The sequence below is a fragment of the Caballeronia sp. INML3B genome (assembly GCF_023631305.1).
GTDB lineage: Bacteria > Pseudomonadota > Gammaproteobacteria > Burkholderiales > Burkholderiaceae > Caballeronia > Caballeronia turbans.
Map to the genome: position 1 here is coordinate 42367 of NZ_JALQDI010000081.1, position 20105 is coordinate 62471.

General features: G+C 64.5%; 20 protein-coding genes. 14 read left to right on the forward strand and 6 right to left on the reverse strand.

Going from position 1 to position 20105, the window contains the following annotated elements; genetic code table 11:
- Window positions 1-15 precede the first annotated feature (15 nt).
- From arsB to NCS58_RS32515, 4 genes are all read left to right on the forward strand, one after another.
- Window positions 16-1086 carry an ACR3 family arsenite efflux transporter gene (gene arsB, locus NCS58_RS32505; protein ID WP_213233901.1) on the forward strand — a complete coding sequence of 357 codons (1071 nt, stop codon included), beginning with the start codon at window positions 16-18 and terminating at the stop codon, window positions 1084-1086.
- Between the two features lie 19 nt (window positions 1087-1105).
- Window positions 1106-1228, forward strand: a complete 123-nt coding sequence (locus NCS58_RS34285; protein ID WP_284502508.1) for a hypothetical protein — start codon at window positions 1106-1108, stop codon at window positions 1226-1228.
- Window positions 1206-1943 carry an arsenical resistance protein ArsH gene (arsH, locus tag NCS58_RS32510; protein ID WP_284502509.1) on the forward strand — a complete coding sequence of 246 codons (738 nt, stop codon included), beginning with the start codon at window positions 1206-1208 and terminating at the stop codon, window positions 1941-1943. Before NCS58_RS34285 ends, arsH begins: the two co-directional genes overlap by 23 nt.
- Before the next feature lie 398 nt (window positions 1944-2341).
- A complete protein-coding gene (locus tag NCS58_RS32515; RefSeq protein ID WP_061118608.1) occupies window positions 2342-3040 on the forward strand; it encodes a hypothetical protein in 699 nt (232 codons plus the stop codon).
- A gap of 22 nt (window positions 3041-3062) precedes the next feature.
- Here the strand turns inward: NCS58_RS32515 and NCS58_RS32520 are convergent, their stop codons facing one another.
- The 6 genes from NCS58_RS32520 to NCS58_RS32545 all read right to left on the reverse strand — a co-directional run bounded on the left by NCS58_RS32520 (window position 3063) and on the right by NCS58_RS32545 (window position 10296).
- Entirely contained in the window at window positions 3063-3905 is an 843-nt protein-coding gene (locus tag NCS58_RS32520) for an IclR family transcriptional regulator (RefSeq protein WP_061118609.1), read from the reverse strand.
- Window positions 3906-3972: 67 nt separating this feature from the next.
- A complete protein-coding gene (locus NCS58_RS32525) occupies window positions 3973-5514 on the reverse strand; it encodes an AMP-binding protein (RefSeq protein ID WP_250477916.1) in 1542 nt (513 codons plus the stop codon).
- A gap of 27 nt (window positions 5515-5541) precedes the next feature.
- Window positions 5542-7323, reverse strand: a complete 1782-nt coding sequence (locus tag NCS58_RS32530) for an ABC transporter permease subunit (protein ID WP_061118611.1) — start codon at window positions 7321-7323, stop codon at window positions 5542-5544.
- Window positions 7324-7332: 9 nt separating this feature from the next.
- Window positions 7333-8394: an ABC transporter ATP-binding protein gene (locus NCS58_RS32535; RefSeq protein ID WP_061118736.1), complete on the reverse strand. Its 1062-nt coding sequence runs from the start codon at window positions 8392-8394 to the stop codon at window positions 7333-7335.
- Window positions 8395-8404: 10 nt separating this feature from the next.
- Window positions 8405-9466 carry an ABC transporter substrate-binding protein gene (locus NCS58_RS32540; protein WP_061118612.1) on the reverse strand — a complete coding sequence of 354 codons (1062 nt, stop codon included), beginning with the start codon at window positions 9464-9466 and terminating at the stop codon, window positions 8405-8407.
- Between the two features lie 68 nt (window positions 9467-9534).
- Entirely contained in the window at window positions 9535-10296 is a 762-nt protein-coding gene (locus NCS58_RS32545) for an enoyl-CoA hydratase/isomerase family protein (protein ID WP_061118613.1), read from the reverse strand.
- A 361-nt stretch (window positions 10297-10657) separates the two neighbouring features.
- On the opposite strand from NCS58_RS32545, the gene NCS58_RS32550 reads away from it, so the two are divergent.
- From NCS58_RS32550 to NCS58_RS32595, 10 genes are all read left to right on the forward strand, one after another.
- Window positions 10658-11875 carry an ABC transporter substrate-binding protein gene (locus NCS58_RS32550; RefSeq protein WP_250477917.1) on the forward strand — a complete coding sequence of 406 codons (1218 nt, stop codon included), beginning with the start codon at window positions 10658-10660 and terminating at the stop codon, window positions 11873-11875.
- 94 nt (window positions 11876-11969) lie between these two features.
- Window positions 11970-12842, forward strand: a complete 873-nt coding sequence (locus NCS58_RS32555; protein WP_061118615.1) for a branched-chain amino acid ABC transporter permease — start codon at window positions 11970-11972, stop codon at window positions 12840-12842.
- An 18-nt stretch (window positions 12843-12860) separates the two neighbouring features.
- Window positions 12861-14645 carry a branched-chain amino acid ABC transporter ATP-binding protein/permease gene (locus tag NCS58_RS32560; RefSeq protein WP_250477918.1) on the forward strand — a complete coding sequence of 595 codons (1785 nt, stop codon included), beginning with the start codon at window positions 12861-12863 and terminating at the stop codon, window positions 14643-14645.
- Window positions 14629-15333: an ABC transporter ATP-binding protein gene (locus NCS58_RS32565; protein WP_061118617.1), complete on the forward strand. Its 705-nt coding sequence runs from the start codon at window positions 14629-14631 to the stop codon at window positions 15331-15333. The genes NCS58_RS32560 and NCS58_RS32565 overlap by 17 nt, the downstream gene beginning before the upstream one ends.
- A gap of 46 nt (window positions 15334-15379) precedes the next feature.
- Window positions 15380-15916 (forward strand): 2,4'-dihydroxyacetophenone dioxygenase family protein, encoded by a 537-nt coding sequence (locus tag NCS58_RS32570; protein WP_250477919.1) that lies wholly within the window; start codon window positions 15380-15382, stop codon window positions 15914-15916.
- A 5-nt stretch (window positions 15917-15921) separates the two neighbouring features.
- Window positions 15922-16932: an NAD(P)H-quinone oxidoreductase gene (locus tag NCS58_RS32575; protein ID WP_250477920.1), complete on the forward strand. Its 1011-nt coding sequence runs from the start codon at window positions 15922-15924 to the stop codon at window positions 16930-16932.
- A gap of 1 nt (window position 16933) precedes the next feature.
- Window positions 16934-17695 (forward strand): SDR family NAD(P)-dependent oxidoreductase, encoded by a 762-nt coding sequence (locus tag NCS58_RS32580; protein WP_250477921.1) that lies wholly within the window; start codon window positions 16934-16936, stop codon window positions 17693-17695.
- Window positions 17692-18804 carry a glycerol dehydrogenase gene (locus NCS58_RS32585; RefSeq protein WP_250477922.1) on the forward strand — a complete coding sequence of 371 codons (1113 nt, stop codon included), beginning with the start codon at window positions 17692-17694 and terminating at the stop codon, window positions 18802-18804. The genes NCS58_RS32580 and NCS58_RS32585 overlap by 4 nt, the downstream gene beginning before the upstream one ends.
- The gene (locus NCS58_RS32590) at window positions 18801-19832 is read left to right on the forward strand and encodes a LacI family DNA-binding transcriptional regulator (protein ID WP_250539008.1); all 1032 of its coding nucleotides are present in this window, start codon (window positions 18801-18803) and stop codon (window positions 19830-19832) included. The genes NCS58_RS32585 and NCS58_RS32590 overlap by 4 nt, the downstream gene beginning before the upstream one ends.
- An 83-nt stretch (window positions 19833-19915) precedes the next feature.
- Window positions 19916-20101 (forward strand): hypothetical protein, encoded by a 186-nt coding sequence (locus tag NCS58_RS32595; protein WP_250477924.1) that lies wholly within the window; start codon window positions 19916-19918, stop codon window positions 20099-20101.
- The last annotated feature ends 4 nt before the right edge of the window (window positions 20102-20105 follow it).

The following is a 20105-nucleotide window of genomic DNA, read 5'->3' on the forward strand; positions in this document are numbered from 1 at the left end:
CCATCGAGTCGTCTCATGAACACGCCCAACGTCGCCGCTTCGCGCAGGACCGCATCGAAGCCAGCCATCAGCTTCTTCGAGCGGTACCTGACCGTCTGGGTCGCGCTGTGCATTCTCGCAGGCATCCTGCTCGGCCAGGTCATGCCCGGCGTCTTTCAGGCAATTGGCCGGATGGAGTACGCGCAGGTCAACCTCCCGGTCGGGCTGCTGATCTGGGTGATGATCATCCCCATGCTGGTCAAGGTCGATTTCGGTTCGCTGCATGAAGTGCGTCAGCACATCCGGGGCATCGGCGTCACGCTCTTCGTGAACTGGCTGGTCAAGCCTTTTACGATGGCGTTCCTCGCCTGGCTGTTCATCAAGCACCTGTTGGCGCCGATGCTGCCCGCAGCGCAGCTCGACAGCTATGTGGCCGGCCTCATCCTGCTGGCGGCCGCGCCCTGTACGGCAATGGTGTTCGTGTGGAGTCGTCTCACCGGCGGCGACCCGCTCTTCACGCTCTCGCAGGTCGCGCTCAACGACAGCATCATGGTGGTCGCGTTTGCGCCGCTCGTGGGCCTGCTGCTCGGCATTTCCGCGATTACGGTGCCCTGGGCGACGCTGCTCACCTCGGTCGCGCTCTACATCGTCATTCCGGTGATTCTCGCGCAGATCCTGCGCAAGGCGCTGCTCGTCCAGGGAGAAGCCGCGTTTGAAGCAGCAATGGCGAAGATCGGTCCCTGGTCGATCACGGCGCTGCTCGCGACGCTGGTGCTGCTGTTCGCTTTCCAGGGCGAAGCCATCCTGAAGCAGCCACTCGTCATCGTGCTGCTCGCCGTGCCGATCCTGATCCAGGTGTTCTTCAATTCGGCGCTCGCGTACTGGCTTAATCGCGCGGTCGGCGAGAAGCACAACATTGCCTGCCCGTCTGCCCTGATCGGCGCGTCGAACTTCTTCGAACTGGCCGTTGCCACGGCAATCGGCCTGTTCGGGTTCAACTCCGGCGCTGCGCTCGCGACCGTCGTGGGCGTGCTGATCGAGGTGCCGGTCATGCTGCTCGTCGTACGCATCGTCAATCGTTCGAAGAACTGGTACGAGTCCGCCTGAAGGCTTTGGAAACGAGCACATGAACGACGTCATCATCTATCACAACCCTGGGTTCGGAGCCCCGCGTGACACGCTCGCGGTGATTCACCGCGCGAACAACGAACCCACGACCATTACCGATGCGGAGGGAAAACGTGTCTGATCTTGCGACCGAACTGCCGCAGGTTGACCCGGCGCTGTTCCGCGTTCCGGACATCGACCGCCTGCAGGCCGCGAAGGCTTCGCCGCACCCCCCGCGCATCCTGCTGCTCTATGGCTCGCTACGCGAACGCTCCTTCAGCCGACTGCTCAGCGAAGAAGCCGCGCGCCTCCTTGCGGCGATGGGCGCCGATGTGCGGACGTTCAATCCGAGCGGCCTGCCGCTGCCGGACGATGCGCCGGACACTCATCCCAAGGTGGCCGAGCTGCGGGACCTGGTGCTGTGGTCGGAAGGCATGGTCTGGTGCTCGCCGGAGCGCCACGGTGCGATGACCGGCATCATGAAATCGCAGATCGACTGGATTCCGCTTTCGCTCGGCGCGGTCCGGCCGACGCAGGGCAAGACGCTCGCGGTGATGCAGGTGAGCGGCGGCTCGCAGTCGTTCAACGCGGTCAACCAGATGCGCGTGCTCGGGCGCTGGATGCGCATGCTGACGATCCCGAACCAGTCGTCGGTGGCCAAGGCGTTCATGGAGTTCGATGAAACCGGCCGCATGAAACCCTCGGCCTACTTCGATCGAGTCGTGGATGTAATGGAAGAGTTGGTGAAGTTTACGCTGCTCACCCGGGATATTGGTCCGTATCTGGTCGACCGTTATAGCGAACGAAAGGAAAGCGCCGCGGAACTGATGAAGCGGGTGAACCAGTCGGGCATCTGATCAGTGTCGCCCGCCGCTCCTGATCGTCGTAGTTCACAGTGAAGAAGCTGCAAGTCGAACTTGCACGCGATGCCGGCGAGCCTGCTTGCCGTGTTCAGCAGCGTCTGCACGTCGCCGCGATCTTGAAGCACCTGGGGGTGGACCCGGCGCTTCTCCACGTCCCCGACATCGACCGCCTTCAGGCCGCGAAACGCATCGCCTTATCCTCCGCGCATCCTGTAATTCGACACTGGTTGCGACCGACAAATCAGCGAAAAGAGGCCAGAACAAAGGTCTGTTCGTGACGCCAGCGCAAGCACGTGATCGATAGAATTTCGTCCTATATCGACGTTACGCACTGTCACGCATCCGATATCTGTCGGATCGCTTTCTCACATCGGATTTCCGGTTCATCCAGCATGACACGGCTCGCACGGCACTACGTCCCAGAACAACCGCAGCACGTTATCTTGCAGGGGTTCACGGGCCCCGCCTTCCTGGACGAAGGAGACTATCTGTACTTCCTCGCCTGCCTGGCAGACGCAGCGCGCGTCGCCGATCTGGCCGTCCACGCGTGGGTACTCATGCCCGAGGCGGTACAGTTCCTTGTCACCCCTTCGTATGAGTCGAGCGTGGCCATTACGTTGCAGGCCGTCGGCCGTCGGTATGTCGAGACTTTCAATCGCCGCCATGGACGCCGCGGTGCGGTATGGCGTGGCGGGTACCGAGCCGCAGTGATTGAGCCCGACCGGTACTTCCTGCTCGCAAGCCAGATCATCGATCAGGCGCCGGTGCGCAACCGCCTTGTAGCCGACCCGGGAAGCTACCGGTGGTCGAGCTACGCGCACCATATCGGGCTGCGTGTCGATAGCTTTATCAAGGACCATCCACTTTACGGGGCGCTCGGCAATACGCCGCTCGAGCGCTACCGGGCATACCGCGATCTGGGCGCACATCCTGCTGACGAACGCGAGGTCGATAACCTGATGCAGTCGACCCTCGAGGGCTGGGTGCTCGGCAGCGCCGCGTATTGCGAGTGGGCTGCGCAGACAGCCAACCGGCGTTTAATGCCGCTGCTGCTGCGCGACCGGCCGCAGAAAGAACGTCAGCGTACTTAGGCTGCTCATCGCTCGCTTCGAGCTATTCGACGCGACGCCGCGTTGAAATAGCCGAGGCTGTGGAAATGACCAGATCGGCGAAGCGCCTTTCGTCGCGGTCGGCATGCCACCGCGATCTCGCCACCGCGATATTCACCGCGCCGATCCCTCGCCCGTGCGCATTGGTGATGGCCGCCGCAGTTGAAATGTCGCTGACGAAGTACTCGTCTTCTGTATGGGCGTACCCCTGCCTGCGGATTTGCGCGATCCGGTCTTTGATCTTGCGTGGCTGATACACGGTCGACGACGTGTACGGCACGAGATTCGTGCGGGACAGGAGGTCGTCGATCTCCCCGTCAGGAAGCGTTGCCAGGATCGCGAGTCCCGGCGCCGTGCAGTACGCAGGCAGGCGCGAACCGGTAATCACATGGGCGTTGAACACGTTGCGGCTCACGATCCGCAGCACGAACACGATGTCCGTGTCGTCCAGCACGGTGAGATTGGTGGCCTCCTCCGTCTCCGAGCCGAGTTGCTGGAGATAAGGCGTGGCCCGGCTCACGAGCTCGTTCGATGTCAGATAGTGGTAGGTGAAGTCGAGCAGCCGGGGCGACAGTTCATACTTGCGGCTGTCCGGATCCTTGAAAAGATAACCGAGGGCGGCGAGCGTGAAGGTGAAGCGTTGCGTCGCGCTCATGTCGAAGCCGGTGAGCGACGAAATCTCCGACAGCGACAACTGACGCTTGCTGCCGTCGAAGGCGGTGAGCACTTTCATCGCCTTTTCGACGGACTGCACGTACAGGGACGATGCACTCGGATCCGCCGCCTCGGCCCGCGGCTTCGTCGCTGGGCTCTTGCGTTTGCGCGGGGCTTTGGGCGCTTCGATCATCACAGGTTCGTCTTTTCGATTGTTGGCGGATTATCGCATGGCCCTAACACCCTATCGTTTGCCGATATCAGACCCGCGCTTCGCCCATTCGGTCCCATGCGTCGTCGACGCTGCGCGGCAGCAGATGCTTCCTTATACGCTCGCTGGCCGTGAGTTCGAAGCTCGCCACCGCCCGGTAATAACGCGGCAACTGGAAACTGGCGAGCCGCTCGCGCGCCCACGCGTGCAGGATGTTCCAGTCCACCGGTTCTTCCTTGAACTGCACGTTGAGCAGGATATCCTGTTCGCCGATCGGTGACGCCACGCCGATCGCAGCGCTCGCGCGAATGGCCGGATGCGCCGCGAAGATGCGCTCGATCTCCCACGCCGAAACGTTCTCGCCGCGCACGCGCATGCTGTCCGTTTGCCGGCCGATGAAGAATAAATCGCCGTCGGCGTCGCGCCGCGCGCGATCGCCCGTGTGCAAGCGGCCGCTGCGCAGGGCGGCGCTCGTCGCGTCGGGATTCTTGAGGTATGCCGGCAGGAACGTGCCTTCCACCTTGCTCGACAGCACGATCTCGCCCGCTTCGCCCTCCTTCACCGGCTGGCCGTTTTCATCGAGCAGTTCGATCTCCATCCATGGCAGCGCGCGACCGATCGACCCCGGCTTGCCCGTTGCGTTCGCAGTCGCAAAACTGGAGCATTCGGTCATGCCGTAGCACTCTCGCAAGCGCACGTTGAGCCGCTCCTGCACCGGCGCCCAGGCCGAGGCGCTCACACCCGCGCCCCACGCGACGCGCAAGGTGTGCCTCTCGGGCTGGGCGTCCGGCGGCAACTGCATGAGGATATCGAGCACGCCCCCGAGATAGTGCAGTTGCGTGGCGCCCGCGCGCTCGATCTGCGGCCAGAACTGCGAGGCCGAGAAGCGCGGCACCGCGTGCAGGCTCACCGTTTCGAGAAACGGCAGCAACAGCATCTGCGCGCCGCCGATATGGCACAGCGGCTCCCACAGGAACATTCGGTCGCCTTCGCGCACATCGGCGACGCGCAGCGCGGCCTCACCCGCAATGCGCATCATCCGGTGCGTGAAGATCACGCCCTTCGGCGCGCCCGTCGTGCCTGATGTATAGATGATGCACAGCGGATCGTGCACACCGATATCCGGGCTCGTGAATGCACTACTTGCTTTTCGCGTGTCGAACGCGGGCAAACGCACGCGCCGTGTGGTCCCGCAGTCGATCGTCGCAGAAGCGGCGTCGAACTCGTCCTCGATGATGAGGAGCTTCGGTTCGGCGTGCTGCACCAGATATTCGACGCCCGCGGTGCGCAACTTCGTATTCACCGGTACCCACACGAGCCCGCTCAGCACGAGTGCATAGATCAGATGCACGTGCGCCGCGCTGTTGCCGAGCATGACGGCGACGCGATCGCCCGGAGCGAGTCCCTCTTCCGCGAACCAGCACTGTAGATGCGCGACGTGCCGCGCGATGTCGTCGCAGGTAATCGCCTCATCGTCGAAGTGCGCGACGGTGCGCGCCGGGTCGCGGCGCAATCCGGCCGCGAGCAGTGGCACGCAGTCGAGTTCGTCGTCTGCGTGGCGATGAGCGAAGTATTCCGTATAGCGATGCATAGGGTTACCGATTGAGAAGCCCGTGACTCAGCGCGCGCGGCGCTTGAGCCAGGAAGAAACCGCCACGACGAGCGCGATGAGAATGACGAGCGTGGTCGACACAGCCGCGAGCGTCGGCGTGATCGCAAGCTGGATGTCGTCCCACATCTGCTTCGGCAGCGTCGAATTGATTCCGCCGCTCACGAAGATCGCGATGGTCAGATCGTCGAAGGAAACGAGGAATGCGAACAGGAACGCCGCCGTCACGCTCGCCATGAGTAGCGGCAGCACGATCGACGTGATGCGCCGCAGCGGCGACGCGCCCATCACGCGGGCTGCGTCGTCCAGCCGCCAGTCGAAGCGCTGGAAGCCGGCCGCGAGGGTGACGACCACATAAGGAATCGCGAGAACCGTATGCCCGAGCACGAGGCCGAGATTCGTGCCCGTAAGCCCGAAGCGGCCGAAGAGATACAGGAGCCCCACCGCGACGACGATGCGCGGCACGATCAGCGGCGCGACGAGCAGCGCGAACACGGGCTTGCTCACGCGGCGCGGCATGCGCGTCATCGCGAGCGTCGCGCCGAAGCCGAGCAGAAGCGACAGCAGCGCGGTGCCCAGACCGACTTCGAATGAACGGATGATGGCGCTGTGCCACACCGGCGAATCCATGAAGGTGCCGAACCATCGCGTGCTGAAGAACTTCGGCGGAAACGCGATGTAGTCGCTCTTCGTGAACGCATATGGAATCACCGAAAGCACCGGCGCGACGAGCATCGCCATGATGACGCACGTATAGAGTCCGAGCGGGCTTGCCGCCCGCGCGGTAGTGTCGGCGCGAACCTTGCGGCGCATCATCAGCGGCGCGCAGACGCGGCCCGCCGTCATCAGCAGCGCGAGCTTGAAACCCTGTGCGCGCGAGCCGCGCGAACGTTCCGTCACTTCGCCCGTCAGCGAGGTCAGGCCGACCATGCGGTCGTAGACGAAAAAGATGACGATCGAGCAGACGAGAAGCACCGTCGAGAGCGCGCCGGCGAAGCGCATGTCGAAGAGTTCGAGCACGGACGAGATCACGAGTTGCGCGATCATCGTTTCCTTCGGCGAACCGAGCAGCGCCGGCACGATGAAGAACCCGAGGCTGGAGATGAACACGAGCAGCCCCGCCGCCGCCACGCCCGGCGACGAGAGCGGCAGAAACACCGTGAAGAAGCTCGTGCTGCGTTCAGCGCCGAGCGTCTCCGCCGCCTGCGCGAGACGGTCGTCGATGCCGCGCATCACGGGAAGCATCGTCATGACGGCGAGCGGCAGCATCGAATGCACCATGCCGATGAGCACGCCGGTCAGCGACGGTATCGTGCCGCTCGTCTCGCGCACGAGCCCGAGCGAAAGCGCGATGGTCGAGAGCACGCCGGTCTTCGAAAGCAGCAGCATCCACGCGTAAGTCTTGACGAGATAGCTGGTCCAGAAAGGCAGCATGATCCAGAGGAGCCAGCGTTCGCGCACGCGCTCCGACAGCCGGCTCAGCATGTATGCGACCGGATACCCGAGCAGGATGGACAGCGCCGCCGTCAGGAACGATATCGCGAAGGTGATCCACAACACCTTGGCGTAGACGGGCGTGCGCGCGATGCGCTCGAACTGCGCGAAGCCGATATTGCCGTCGGGGCCAACGAGGCCGCCTTGCAGGATTTCGCCGACCGGCACGACGAAGAACACCAGCAGGAACAAGAGCGTGGGCACGATCGGCAAAAAGCGCATGAAGCGCGCCAGCACGACGGACCGGCCGCGCCGCGCGGCCTCGTTTTCGCGGTGCGCATGAAGAGCGATGGTCATGACGGTTCCTCAGGCGTGTAGCAGCGTCGTGCGATGTGGGTCCCACGTGAGGCCGACTCGGTCGCCGACGCGCGGGCTCACGCTGCGCCCGCAGCGTACGGTCAGCTCGCTGCCGTCGCTCATCGAGAGATGCACGCGCGTGTCGCTGCCGAAGAACACGACATCCGAAATCGTGCCGTCGACAAAGCCGCTCTGCGGTTCGACGATGCGCGGCGCCTCGGGACGCAGGAGCAGCGTGTGGCGCGTCGCGTGCGCGCCCGACGCGCCGGTCGGCAGAGGGATGCGGCCGCCCGCCGCGAGCAGGATCGGTTCGCCGCTGGCGCCGCGTGTCGCGTCGAGTTCGCCTTCCAGCAGATTCGAATGGCCGATGAAGCCCGCCGCAAAGCGAGTGGCCGGACGATCGTAGAGATCCGCAGGCGTGCCCACCTGTTCGATGCGCGCCTGGTTCATGAGACAGATGCGATCGGAGAGCGTGAGCGCTTCGTCCTGATCGTGCGTCACGTAGACGAAAGTCGCGCCGAGTTCCTTGTGCAGGCTTCGAATTTCGGCCTGCATGTGTTCGCGCAGCTTCTTGTCGAGCGCGCCGAGCGGCTCGTCGAGCAGGATCACCGAAGGCCGGTACGCGAAGCATCGCGCGAGCGCAATGCGCTGCTGCTGCCCGCCCGACAGCTCCTTGGGAAAGCGCTTCGCGTACTCGCTCATGCGCACCATGGCGAGCGCGTCGTCGACTGCGGCGCGCACTTCATCGCGTGACTTGCGGCGCATGCGCAGACCGTATGCCACGTTGTCCCACACGCTCATGTGCGGGAACAACGCGTAGCTCTGAAACACCATGCCGATGCCGCGCTTGCCTGGCTCGACATGCGTGACGTCGCGCCCGTCGATTTCGATGCGCCCCGCGCTCGGCGCGACGAGGCCGGAAATCATCTGCAACAAGGTCGTCTTGCCCGAACCCGAGGGACCGAGCAGTGTCAGGAATTCGCCCGCCTGCACGACGAGGTCCGTCGGTTCCAGCGCGACCGAATCGCCGTAGCGCTTCGCGATGCCGATCGCCTCGAGTTTAGAGCTCATCATCCGCTCCTTACGAAATGATCCAGGAATTGAACCGTTCGGTGACCTTCTGGCGGTTCTCTTCCCACCATTGCGGGCTCGGCAGCTTCATGTTCCTGATGTTGTCCGGGGCCGTCGGCAGCAGGGCCGCGCGCTCCTTGCTGATGGTCTCGAAGGACTTCCTGTTGGTCGGGCCGTAGGCCAGCGTGCGCGTGAGCAAGGCCTGACGTTTCGCATCGGCGCAAAAACGCACGAACTGTCTGGCCTCCTCGGCGCGAGGCGTGCCCTTCGGAATGCCCCAGCCTTCGATCGAATAGAGGCCCTGATTCCACACGATCGTCACCGGCGCGCCGTTGTCCTTCGCGGCTTGCGCGCGGCCGTTCCAGGTCGAGATCATGTCGACGTCGCCACTCTGGATCGCCTGCATCGCCTGCGCACCGGACGTCCACCAGATGTTGATGTGCGGCTTGATCTTGTCGAGGCTCTTGAACGCGCGGTCGACGTCGAGCGGATAGAGCTTGTCGAGCGGCACGCCGTCCGCGAGCAGCGCCTGTTCGAGCGTGTCGAGCGGACTGCGGCGCAGGCAGCGGCGGCCCGGGAATTTCTTCACGTCCCAGAAGTCCGCCCATGACTTCGGGCCGTTGTCCTTGAACTTGTCCGCCCGATACGCGAGCACGGTCGAATAGACGTCGACGCCGAGCCAGTTGGGCGTAATGGCTTCGGGCATGATGTCCGGATAGTCGCTCGCTTTGAGGCCGATCGGCTCCAGCAGGCCTTTCGCTTCGAGATACGGAATGTCGGCCGAGAGGGTCAGCGTCGTGACGTCCCACACATAGTTCTTCGTTTGCACCATCGCCGCGAACTGCGCGACCGGTTGCGACTCGCGCGCGACGCTGACGACCTTGATGCCGGTCGCCTTCTCGAACGGGTCATAGAAGGCTTCGCGATATGCGGTCGTGTACGGGCCGCCCGGGTCCGATACGACGATCTGCTTCGTTTGAGCGCGTGCGGCCAGCGGCATCGCGCCAGCCACGGCGAGCGCGCCCGCGCCGTGCAAAATGCGGCGGCGCGCCGGGTTGAAGTCTTGCGTCATGGTTCAGGTCTCCCGCACTGCGGTTAAGAAGAAGCGGCTCGACTTCAGCCCGGTTTAATTGGCCCGATTCATTTGGCGCGCTTTTTGAAGAACTCTTCCATCATGCGAGCGGGCTCGCCGGAGTCGTAGGCCTCGCGCTGGATGCGCATGCCCGCCTCGATACAGTCGACGAAACCCGGCTCGGTCATCTCGCGGAAACGCTGTTTGTCCAGACGCATCGCGACAGGCGGCTTCGCGGCAAGCTCGGTGGCGATTTCCAGCGCCTTCTCGAAGACCTTGTCCTGCTCGACGACGTGATGAATCAGCCCGATGCGATAGCACTCGTCGGCATCCATCAGACGGCCGGTGAGCGTGAGTTCGATGGTGCGCGACATGCCGAGCATCGAATTCATGATCCACGGGCCGGTCGTGCTGGCGATGCCCGCATTGATCTCCGGCTGGCCCATTCGCACGCCCGGATGACCCACGCGGATATCTCCGAGCAACGCGACCTGAAACGCCGAGCCGGCGGCCGTGCCGTTGAGGGCCATGACGAGCGGCTTGCTCAGGCCACGCAACGCCGCGTAATAGCGCTGCCACTCCTTGACCCACGCCACGGCGCGTTCGCCGTCGAAGTCGTGCGCTTCCGACAGATCCTGCCCCGCCGAAAACGCGCGGTCGCCAGCGCCCGTCATGATGATCGCGGCAACATCGTCGTCGGCATTGAAGCGCTCGAGCGCCGCGATGATCATTTCGCGCATCGGCGTGGTCCACGCGTTCAGGCGATCGGGACGATTCAACGTGATGACCGCGACGCGGCCGTGATTTGAAAACAGGACGTCTTGGCTCATGGTTTATCGCATAGCAATAGTTAGTGGTGTAATGCAATATAGAACCATCAAAAATACGGTGCAAGCGGGTTTACGCGAAAGCAGTGCGAATCGATGAAAAGTTGCCCTCCCCGACATTCGCCACGCGATGCGGCGCGGGCAAGCATTGCCCCCTTGCTTTCCTTACGTGGAAACCCTTGGTTGACGCAGCTACGAACCTGGACGCAAACTTGAAGCGCTTCAAATCCGGCTCGAATGAGACAGGACGCGCCGTGTGTGGCGACCGTGAATCGAATCGCTAACACGCAATTCTTAAAATAACAACAGTTTCGCGTCTAGAATTTGAAGCGCTTCAATTTCAAACAATACATGGAGACACCGCATGCCGACGCGCCTTCCCCGCACGATCTTTCGCTCACTCGCCGCCGCGTGCATCGCTGCATCGAGCCTCGCCGCGGCGCAGGCCGCGGACATCAAGATCGGCGCCCTCTTTCCTTTTAGCGGCGGACTCGCGTTGCTGGGCGACGAGAGCTATCGCGGCGTGCAGCTCGCCGTCGATGAACGCAACGCCGCGGGCGGCATCAACGGCGAAAAAGTGGTGCTCGTCAAAGCCGATGCCGTCGATGCAAACCAGGCCGTCGGCGAAGCACGGCGTCTGACTTCGGTGGAGAACGTGTCGGCGGTGTTCGGGAGCTACTCGTCGGCGGTGTCGTCGGCGGCGACTCAAGTAACCGAGCTCGCCGGCGTGCCCTTCTTCGAACTCGGTGCGACCGCGGACACCATCACGAGCCGCGGCTTCAAGTATCTGTATCGCAGCAACTCGACCACGAAGACCTTCGCGGACGGCACGCTGGAAGCACTCACCAAGGTCGTCGCGCCGCAGTTGAAGGTGGATCCGAAGACGCTGAAGATCGCCATCATTGCGGAAGACGGGCCGTACGGCACACTCGTATCCGGCTTTCAGAAGGAAGGCGCGAAGAAGCTCGGTCTGAACGTCGTGCAGGTGCTGCCGTACTCGGCGAAGAGCGTCGATCTGTCGTCGCTGATCCTGCGTCTCAAGGGCGCGGATGTCGATGTCGTGCTGCAAACCTCTTACCAGAACGACTCGATCCTGTTCTTCCGCCAGGCCGCGCAAGCAGGCTTCAAGCCGAAGGCGGTGATCGGCGCGGGCGGCGGCTACTCGCTCGCGGATACGGCCAAGGCCGTCGGCGCGCAGATGAACGGCGTATACGACATCGATTTCCCGCAAGTCGCGATGAACGAAAAAGGCGCGCCCGGCCTGGACACGTTCACCGCCGAATATCAGAAGCATTTCGGGATGGCGCCGCGCTCGGGTCACAGTCTCGTGAACTATGTCGGCGCGAAGGCTTTCCTCGACGTTCTCGCCAACGCGAAGTCCACCGACAAGGACAAGATTCGCGCGGCCGTGCTCGCCTACAAGAAAGCGGCCGGCACGACCGCGGCCGGCTGGGGCTTCCAGTTTGCCGACAACGGCCAGAACCAGCTCGCAACCACCAACGTGATGCAGTGGCAAGGCGGCAAGCTCGTGACCGTGTATCCGGAAGCGGTCGCGATCGCCAAGCCGGTCACGGCGCAGTAAATCCGCCGCACTCGCTCCGCCGCAGTCAATCCGCGTTTCTCTTTCACTCGAACCGCGTGGCGCCGACGCGCTGCGCGGTCTCCAGGAAACGGGCATGTCCATTCTTCTGCAACTTCTCGTCAACGGCCTGTTGCTGGGCGGCGCGTACGCAATCATCAGCATCGGCCTGACGCTGATCTTCGGCGTCGTGCGGGTGGTCAACTTCGCGCACGGCGAACTGCTGATGGTCGGCATGTACGCCGTGTGGCTGCTCGCCGCGAAGCTCGGCTGGCACCCGTATGTATCCGCGGTGCCGGTCGCCTTGCTTCTGTTCGCCCTCGGCGTGCTGATCCAGCGCTTCATCATCCAGCCGCTGCTCTCGGCCGACGCGCACATCCAGATCTTCGCGACCGTCGGCGTATCGACCGCACTCGTCAATCTCGCGCTCATGATCTTCGGCGCGGACGTGCATCCCGTCGACGTGAGCTTCGGCACCGAGCACCTGCAATTCGGCGACATCAACATTGTGAGCGGGCAGCTGATCACTTTCGCCGCGGCGCTGGCGGTCGCGGGCGGCGTGCATCTGTTCCTGCAGCGCACCTACACGGGACGCGCGTTTCGCGCGGTGGCGCAGCATCGCTACGCGGCCTCGCTGATGGGCGTCAACGTGAAGACCACGTATGTGCTCGCGTTCGGCATCGGCGCGGCGCTGGTCGGGCTCGCGTCGGGCCTGCTCGTCGCGCAGTATCCGGTGTTCCCGACCGTCGGCCAGTACTTCGTGCTGACCGCCTTCGTCATCGTCGTGCTGGGCGGGCTCGGCAGCCTGCCGGGCGCGCTCGTCGGGTCGATCGCGATCGGGCTCATCGACAGTCTCGCGGGCTATTACATCTCGCCCGACATGAAGGAAGTCGTCTACTTCGCGATCTTCCTCGTCATTCTCGTGGTTCGCCCGACCGGCCTCTTCGGCCTCGGACGCGGCTCCGAATAACGTTCAGCGAGGCATCCGATGTTTCCCAATCTCCTGCATCCGCGCGGCTACATGGGCGCGCTGGCGCTCCTCGCGCTGCTCGCGGTACCGTTCGCGCTGCAATCGCCGTTCGCCTTTCATCTTGCCGTGCTCGTATGCATCTTCGGTGCGCTCGCGACGGCGTGGAACATCGTCGGCGGCTTCGCCGGGCAGCTTTCGCTCGGACACGCGGTGTTCTACGGCATCGGCTCGTATGCGGCGACGCTGCTCGTCATCGACTTCGGCATCACGCCGTGGCTCGGCATGTTCGCGGGCGCCGCGATTTCGGCGGCGGCGGCGATCGTCATCGCCTATCCGACGCTGCGTCTGCGCGGGCCGTTCTTCGCGCTCGCCACCATCGCGTTTCTGGAAGTGTGCCGGCTGCTCACCGTGCACGAGGAAAGCTGGACGGGCGGATCGGCGGGCCTGAACGTGCCGCTCAATATCGGTCTCCAATGGATGGTATTCCGCGAAAAGTGGGCGTATCTGCTGATCGCGTTCGGCTTTCTGCTGGTGACGCTGTGGGCCGCGTGGCTCATCCGCCGCTCGCGCTTCGGCTTCTATCTGATCGCCGTGCGCGAGCGCGAGGATGCGGCGCGCGCCGTCGGCGTGAACGCGGTCAAGGTGAAGATCGGCGCGGCGGTGATCTCGGCCGTGCTGACGAGCATGATCGGTTCCTTTCATGCGATGTATCTCACCTTCATCGATCCGTCCGCCGCGTTCTCGCTGGAACTGTCGGTCCAGATCGCGATGTTCGCGCTCATCGGCGGGCTCGGCAGCGTGGCCGGACCGCTTGCGGGCACCGTGCTCGTGCTGCCGATCGCCGAACTCGCGCGCGGCTGGCTCAGCTCGTTCGGCAGCGGCACGCACGGCTTCGTCTACGGCGTCGTGCTGGTGCTCGTCGTACTGTTCATTCCGCGCGGGCTCGTCGGGCATCTGGGCGCTTACGTGCTGCGCTTCATCGACCGTCTGCCCGGCGCGCGCACGCCGGCGCCCGAACCGGCGAAGTCGATCGCGCCCGCCGATGCCCTGCCGCTCGGCACGCCCTTGCTGAAGGCGGAGCATCTGAAGAAGCGCTTCGGCGGCCTCGTCGCCACCGACGACGTGTCCCTCACGCTGCATGCCGGGGAGATTCTCGGCGTGATCGGCCCGAACGGCGCGGGCAAGACCACCGTCTTCAATCAGCTCTCGGGCTTCATTCGCCCGAACGAAGGCATCGTCAAGATCCGACTCGCCGATGGCACCTGGGCCGAGCCGCGCACGCCCGATGCTTTCGCGAAGGACGGCATCGGCCGCACGTTCCAGATCGCGCAGCCGTTCGCGGGCCTCTCGGTGCTGGAGAACATCATGCTCGGCGCGTTCATGAATACGCGGGTGCGCATGGAAGCGGAATCCATCGCACGCGAAGTCGCGGAGATCACCGACCTCACATCGTTGCTCGATACCGAAGCGCGCAGCCTGACCGTCGGCGGCATGAAACGCCTCGAAGTGGCGCGCGCGCTCGCCACGCGTCCGCGCGCGCTCCTGCTCGACGAAGTGATGGCCGGCCTCAATCCCGCCGACATCGCGCGCGCGATCAGCATGGTGCGGCGCATCCGCGAATCGGGCATCGCCGTGCTGATGATCGAGCACATGATGCAGGCGACGATGGCGCTGTCGGACCGCATCATCGTCATCAATGCCGGGCGCATGCTGAAGGAAGGGAAGCCGTCCGATGTCGTCAACGATCCTGAGGTGATTCAGGCCTATCTCGGCAAGGGGTATCTCGATGCTCAAGCTGCATAACGTCTCGGCCGGCTACGGCAAGAGCGAAGTTCTGCGCGGCGTCTCGCTCGATGTGCAGGAAGGCGAGATCGTCACGCTCGTCGGCGCGAACGGCGCGGGCAAGACCACGACCCTGAAGACGCTGTGCGGCATCGTCGCGGCGCGCGGCGGCAGCATCACGTTTCAGGGACAGGAGCTCGTTGGCAGATCGTCGCACGACATCGTCGCGATGGGTGTCACGATGATTCCGGAAGGCCGTCAGCTTTTCCCTTTCCTGAGCGTCGAAGAGAACCTGCTGATGGGCGCGTTTCGTCACGCCGCACGCGGCGCGCGGCGCGAACGCATGGACGAAGTGCTCGAACTCTTTCCGCGCGTGCGCGAGCGTCTCACGCAGCTGGCCGGATCGCTGTCGGGCGGCGAGCAGCAAATGGTCGCCATTGCGCGCGGCATGATGTCCGCGCCAAAGCTCTTGATCTTCGACGAACCGTCGCTCGGCCTTTCGCCCCTGCTCGTCGAGCAGATGTTCGAAGTGGTCGGCACGGTGGCGGCGCGCGGTGTGACGGTGCTGCTCGTCGAACAGAACGTGTTCCATACGCTCAAGCTCGCGAACCGCGGCTACGTGCTGGAAAACGGCGCCATCGCGCTTTCCGGAACGGGCGCAGAATTGCTCGATAGTCCCCACGTGCGGCGCGCCTATCTCGGTCATTGATTCGCCGATCCGACGCATCGCATTCAGAAACCACGGAGAAAAACTCATGCAAACCGAAGTGAAGCCCGACGAACAGGTCATCGCCTACCAGTTGCAGCAAGTGCCGTACATGTCGAAGGATCTCGTGCACGGCGGCGTCATGACCGATTGGCTCGAAGACGACAAGCTGTGGGTCCCCGCGACCGAAACCGTGTCGTTCAAGCCGCTCATCCTCAACGCGAGCCAGGGCTATTACGTGAATCTGCTGCGCGTGCGCGGCAGCGGGGTCGTGTCGCGTCATCGTCATAGCGGCGCCGTTCATGCGATGGTGCTCAAGGGCCGCTGGTACTACCTCGAACACGACTGGGTCGCGGAACAAGGCGGCTATGCGTTCGAGCCCGCGGGCGAAACGCACACGCTCTTCGTGCCCGAGGACGTGCCCGAGATGATCACCTGGTTCCACGTGACCGGCGGCTACACATATGTCGATCCGCAAGGCGTCGCGCAAGGTTACGAGGACGTCTTCACGAAGATCGAAGCGGCGCGCAGGCACTACGCGTCGATCGGTCTGCCCGCCGATTACATCGAATCGATCATCCGTTGAACGTCATGACATCCACTCTTCCTGCATCGATGCAATATATCGATCACGGCACGGGCGGCGCGCCCGACTGCATGCGGCTCGTGCAAGGACCGCTGCCCTCGCCGGGCCCGAACGACGTGCTGATCGAAGTCGCCTACGCGGGCGTGAACCGCCCGGACGTACTGCAGCGCTCGGGCTCCTATCCGCCGCCGCCGGGCGCATCGCCGCATTTGGGGCTCGAGGTGTCGGGGCGCGTCGTCGCGACGGGCGCGGGCGTCACGCAATGGCGCGCGGGCGATGAAGTCTGTGCGCTCGTGCCAGGCGGCGGTTACGCGCAATACTGCATCACGGATGCATCGCATTGTCTGCGGGTGCCCAAAGGCCTCACGCTGCTTCAGGCCGCGGCCTTGCCCGAAACCTACTTCACCGTGTGGACCAACGTATTCGAACGCGGCCGCCTGCAGGCGGGAGAGACGTTTCTCGTGCACGGCGGATCGAGCGGCATCGGACTGACCGCGATCCAGCTCGCGCACGCGTTCGGCGCGCGCGTCATCACGACCGTCGGCAACACGGAAAAAGCGCGGGCGTGCCGCGAAGCGGGCGCGGATCACGCGATCAACTATCGCGATGAAGATTTCGTCGATGCCGTCGCGAAGCTCACCGATGGCGAGGGCGTGAACATCATCCTCGACATGGTCGGCGGCGACTACATCGCGCGCAACATCCGCGCGCTCGCGCTCGAAGGCCGGCTCGTGCAGATCGCCTTTCTCGAAGGCAGCCGCATCGAACTGGATGCCATGCCCATCATGCTGCGCCGCCTCACCTTCACGGGCTCCACCTTGCGCGCGCGCAGCATCGAACAGAAAGCGGCGATCGCGCAGGCGCTGCACGCCCACGTGTGGCCGCTGCTCGAAAGGGGCCGCGCGCTGCCGGTGATTCATCGCGTGCTGCCTTTTGCGGACGTGCAGGCCGCGCACGAGCTGATGGAATCGAGCAAGCATATCGGCAAGATCATGCTGAAAGTGGGAGACCAATGACATGCGGCACGACAAGCGCGTGGTTCTGATCACGGGCGGCAGCGGCGGTATCGGCGAGGCGCTCGTCGAGCGCTATGCGCGAGATGGCGCGGCGGTCGGCATCGTCGACGTCAATGAGGAAACGGGCGCGGCGCTCGCACAGCGTCTCACCGGTGCGGGCCTGCGCGTGCATTTCGCGCACGCCGACGTCGGCGATTTCGCCGCGTGCGAGGCCGCATGCCGCGCGATCGAAGCGGCGCTCGGTCCGGTCGATACACTCGTCAACAACGCGGGCATCTCGCCGAAGCACGCAGGCAAGCCGATGCCGATCTGGCAGATGGCGCCCGACGAATGGCGCCGCGTGATGGACGTGAACGTGAACAGCGTCTTCAACTTCTGCCGCATCCTTGCGCCGGGCATGGTGGAGCGGCGCTTCGGGCGCATCGTGTCGATGTCGTCGGTGGCGGGCAAGGCGTATCTCGACATCGTCGCCGCGCATTACAGCACGACGAAGGCCGCGCTGATCGGCATGACGCGGCATCTCGCGGGCGAGCTCGGACCGCACGGCATCACGGTGAACGCAATCGCGCCGGGGCGCATCGATACGCCGCTCGTGCGCGGCGTCGCGCGCGAAGCCAACGAAAAGGTCGCACAGGAAACGCCGTTGCGACGCCTCGGCGCGCCTGACGAAGTGGCATCGACGTGTCTCTTCCTCACGTCCGACGAAGCTGCGTTCGTCACCGGACAAGTGATCGATGTCGCCGGCGGATGGCTGATGACATGACGAATGCGCTCTGGCGGACCATCGGCTTTCCGGGGCGATATACACAGGGTCCGGGCGCGCTGGCCGCGCTCGGCTCGACGCTCGCGGAGCTCGGCGCGCGCCGCGCGTTCGTGCTCGTCGATGGCGCGGTAGCCGCCCGCGTGTCGGCTGACGTCACGCGATCGCTCGAAGAAGCGCGCGTCGCCCCGCACATCGCGGCGTTTCCGGGCGAATGCACGGCGGCGGTCATCGCGAAGCTGAGCGACGAAGCGCGCAAAGCACACGCCGATGCCGTCGTGGCAATCGGCGGCGGCAAGACCATCGACACCGCGAAGGGCGTTGCGCGGGCGCTGGACGTGCCGATCGTGGTCGCGCCGTCCGCCGCGTCGAGCGATGCGCCGACGAGCCGCCTCATCATCCTGTATGACGAGGCGCATCGTGTTGCCGGCATCGAGATGCTGCCGCGCAATCCCGATGCCGTGATCGTCGATACCGCGCTGATCGCCGCCGCGCCCGCGCGTCTGTTCGCGGCCGGCATCGGCGATGCGCTGAGCAAGAAGTACGAAGCCGCGCAATGTCAGCGCGCCGCCGGTCTGAATTCATACGGCACGCCGCCGCTGCCGGGCGCCTTGCTGCTCACGCGCGCGACGCTTGCCACCTTGCTCGACGACGGCGCGCGCGCCTACGCCGATGTCGGGCGCGGCGACCTCACCGATGCCGTCGAACGCGTGGTCGAAGCGACCGTGCTTTTGAGCGGCGTCGGCTTCGAAAGCGGGGGGCTGTCGCTCGCGCACGCGCTGATTCGCGGTCTCACGGCGATCCCCGCGATGGCCTCGATGATGCACGGCGAACTGGTCGCGTTCGGCACGCTTGTACAATTGTTCGTCGAGGATTCATCGCCCGAGGACATTGAACCGTTGGCCACGCTTATGACCGCAGTCGGATTGCCGCTCACGCTCGCGCAACTGGGGCAGCACGCCCCGCTCACATCCGTGGAGCTGTCGCTCATCGCCGAGGCGACGCTCGCCACGCGCTACAGCCGGCACATGATGCCGCCATTGACGGCGCAAAGGCTGATCGAAGGCATCGCTCGCGCCGATGCATACGGACGCACGCGCAGCGCGCCATGAAGCCGACCCGCGCCACGCTCGCCGATGTCGCGCGGCTCGCGGGCGTATCGCTCGGCAGCGCGTCGCGGGCCTTGTCCGTACCGGACCAGGTCAAGCCGCAGACGCTTGCGAACGTGCAGCGCGCCGTCGAACAACTCGGCTACGTGCGAAACGGCGCGGCGCAGGCGCTCGCCTCACGCAAGACGCGCACGGTCGCGGCCATCTATCCGACGCTCAATAACCCCATTTACGCCGATTCCATTCAGGCGCTTCAACAAACGCTGTGGGGCTATGGATATCAGCTGCTGATTGCGAGTCACGAATACAAGCCGGCGCGCGAACTCGAGGTGCTGCGCGCGATTCTCGAGCGCGGCGTGGACGGGCTCGTGCTCGTCGGCACCGATCATCCTCCCGAAGTCTTCGCGCTCACGCGTCAATACGACTTGCCCTATGTGCTTACCTGGTCGGTGGACGAAACGCAGTATCCGCACTGCGTCGGCTTCTCGAACTTCGAGGCCGCTTACCAGTTGGCACGGCGCATCGTCGGATTCGGGCATCGGCGCGTGGCCATGTGCGGCGGCTCCACGTTCGGAAATGAACGCGTGCGCGCGCGGCAGGCAGGCACGCGCGCCGCGCTCAGGGAAGCAGGCCTCGACCTGAGACCCGAATGGATCGTGGAAGCACCGTTCACGTTCGAAGGCGGACGGCAGGCGCTGCGCGAACTCTGGGGCGGCGAAGTGCACCCCAGCGTCGTGATATGCGGCACGGATCTGCAGGCCATCGGGCTGCTCGACGAATGCCGCGCGAAAGGCATTCGCGTACCCGAAGATCTTTCGGTGACCGGGTTCGACGACATCGAACAGGCACGGCTCACTCAGCCGCCGCTGACGACGGTGCGCGTGCCATCGCTGGAGATCGGCGCTCGCGCGGCACGGCATCTGATGGCCCTGATCGACGGCAAGGACGGTGACAATGAACTCGTGCTCGAAGCGCCCGTTGTGGAACGGGGCACGCTTTCGGAGCCCGCGCAAGGCGAGTCGGAAGTCTGATCGGACCGCTCAGCCCATGTTGTCGCATAGAATCGCCCAGCTCGCGCAGCCGTGGCGCGAGCGGCCGCACCATCCTTTCCCAGATGCGACTCACGCCCGAGGAATCGCGGCGTTGTCTCGTCGTTTCCGAACAGGACATGGAGGCGGTGACGAACGACATCGAACGAATTCGCGCCAGGGGATTCGGCACGCGCCATCACGAATTGATCGAGGGCACCGTAGTCGGCGCAGCGCCGTTCTTCAACAGCGCCAATCAGGTAGCGGGTTAGATCT

Coding starts and splice junctions, on each gene's coding strand:
- arsB (WP_213233901.1), top strand. CDS start 16: ATGAACACGCCCAACGTCGCCGCTTCGCGCAGGACCGCATCGAAGCCA.
- NCS58_RS34285 (WP_284502508.1), top strand. CDS start 1,106: ATGAACGACGTCATCATCTATCACAACCCTGGGTTCGGAGCCCCGCGT.
- arsH (WP_284502509.1), top strand. CDS start 1,206: ATGCGGAGGGAAAACGTGTCTGATCTTGCGACCGAACTGCCGCAGGTT.
- NCS58_RS32515 (WP_061118608.1), top strand. CDS start 2,342: ATGACACGGCTCGCACGGCACTACGTCCCAGAACAACCGCAGCACGTT.
- NCS58_RS32520 (WP_061118609.1), bottom strand. CDS start 3,905: ATGATCGAAGCGCCCAAAGCCCCGCGCAAACGCAAGAGCCCAGCGACG.
- NCS58_RS32525 (WP_250477916.1), bottom strand. CDS start 5,514: ATGCATCGCTATACGGAATACTTCGCTCATCGCCACGCAGACGACGAA.
- NCS58_RS32530 (WP_061118611.1), bottom strand. CDS start 7,323: ATGACCATCGCTCTTCATGCGCACCGCGAAAACGAGGCCGCGCGGCGC.
- NCS58_RS32535 (WP_061118736.1), bottom strand. CDS start 8,394: ATGAGCTCTAAACTCGAGGCGATCGGCATCGCGAAGCGCTACGGCGAT.
- NCS58_RS32540 (WP_061118612.1), bottom strand. CDS start 9,466: ATGACGCAAGACTTCAACCCGGCGCGCCGCCGCATTTTGCACGGCGCG.
- NCS58_RS32545 (WP_061118613.1), bottom strand. CDS start 10,296: ATGAGCCAAGACGTCCTGTTTTCAAATCACGGCCGCGTCGCGGTCATC.
- NCS58_RS32550 (WP_250477917.1), top strand. CDS start 10,658: ATGCCGACGCGCCTTCCCCGCACGATCTTTCGCTCACTCGCCGCCGCG.
- NCS58_RS32555 (WP_061118615.1), top strand. CDS start 11,970: ATGTCCATTCTTCTGCAACTTCTCGTCAACGGCCTGTTGCTGGGCGGC.
- NCS58_RS32560 (WP_250477918.1), top strand. CDS start 12,861: ATGTTTCCCAATCTCCTGCATCCGCGCGGCTACATGGGCGCGCTGGCG.
- NCS58_RS32565 (WP_061118617.1), top strand. CDS start 14,629: ATGCTCAAGCTGCATAACGTCTCGGCCGGCTACGGCAAGAGCGAAGTT.
- NCS58_RS32570 (WP_250477919.1), top strand. CDS start 15,380: ATGCAAACCGAAGTGAAGCCCGACGAACAGGTCATCGCCTACCAGTTG.
- NCS58_RS32575 (WP_250477920.1), top strand. CDS start 15,922: ATGACATCCACTCTTCCTGCATCGATGCAATATATCGATCACGGCACG.
- NCS58_RS32580 (WP_250477921.1), top strand. CDS start 16,934: ATGCGGCACGACAAGCGCGTGGTTCTGATCACGGGCGGCAGCGGCGGT.
- NCS58_RS32585 (WP_250477922.1), top strand. CDS start 17,692: ATGACGAATGCGCTCTGGCGGACCATCGGCTTTCCGGGGCGATATACA.
- NCS58_RS32590 (WP_250539008.1), top strand. CDS start 18,801: ATGAAGCCGACCCGCGCCACGCTCGCCGATGTCGCGCGGCTCGCGGGC.
- NCS58_RS32595 (WP_250477924.1), top strand. CDS start 19,916: ATGCGACTCACGCCCGAGGAATCGCGGCGTTGTCTCGTCGTTTCCGAA.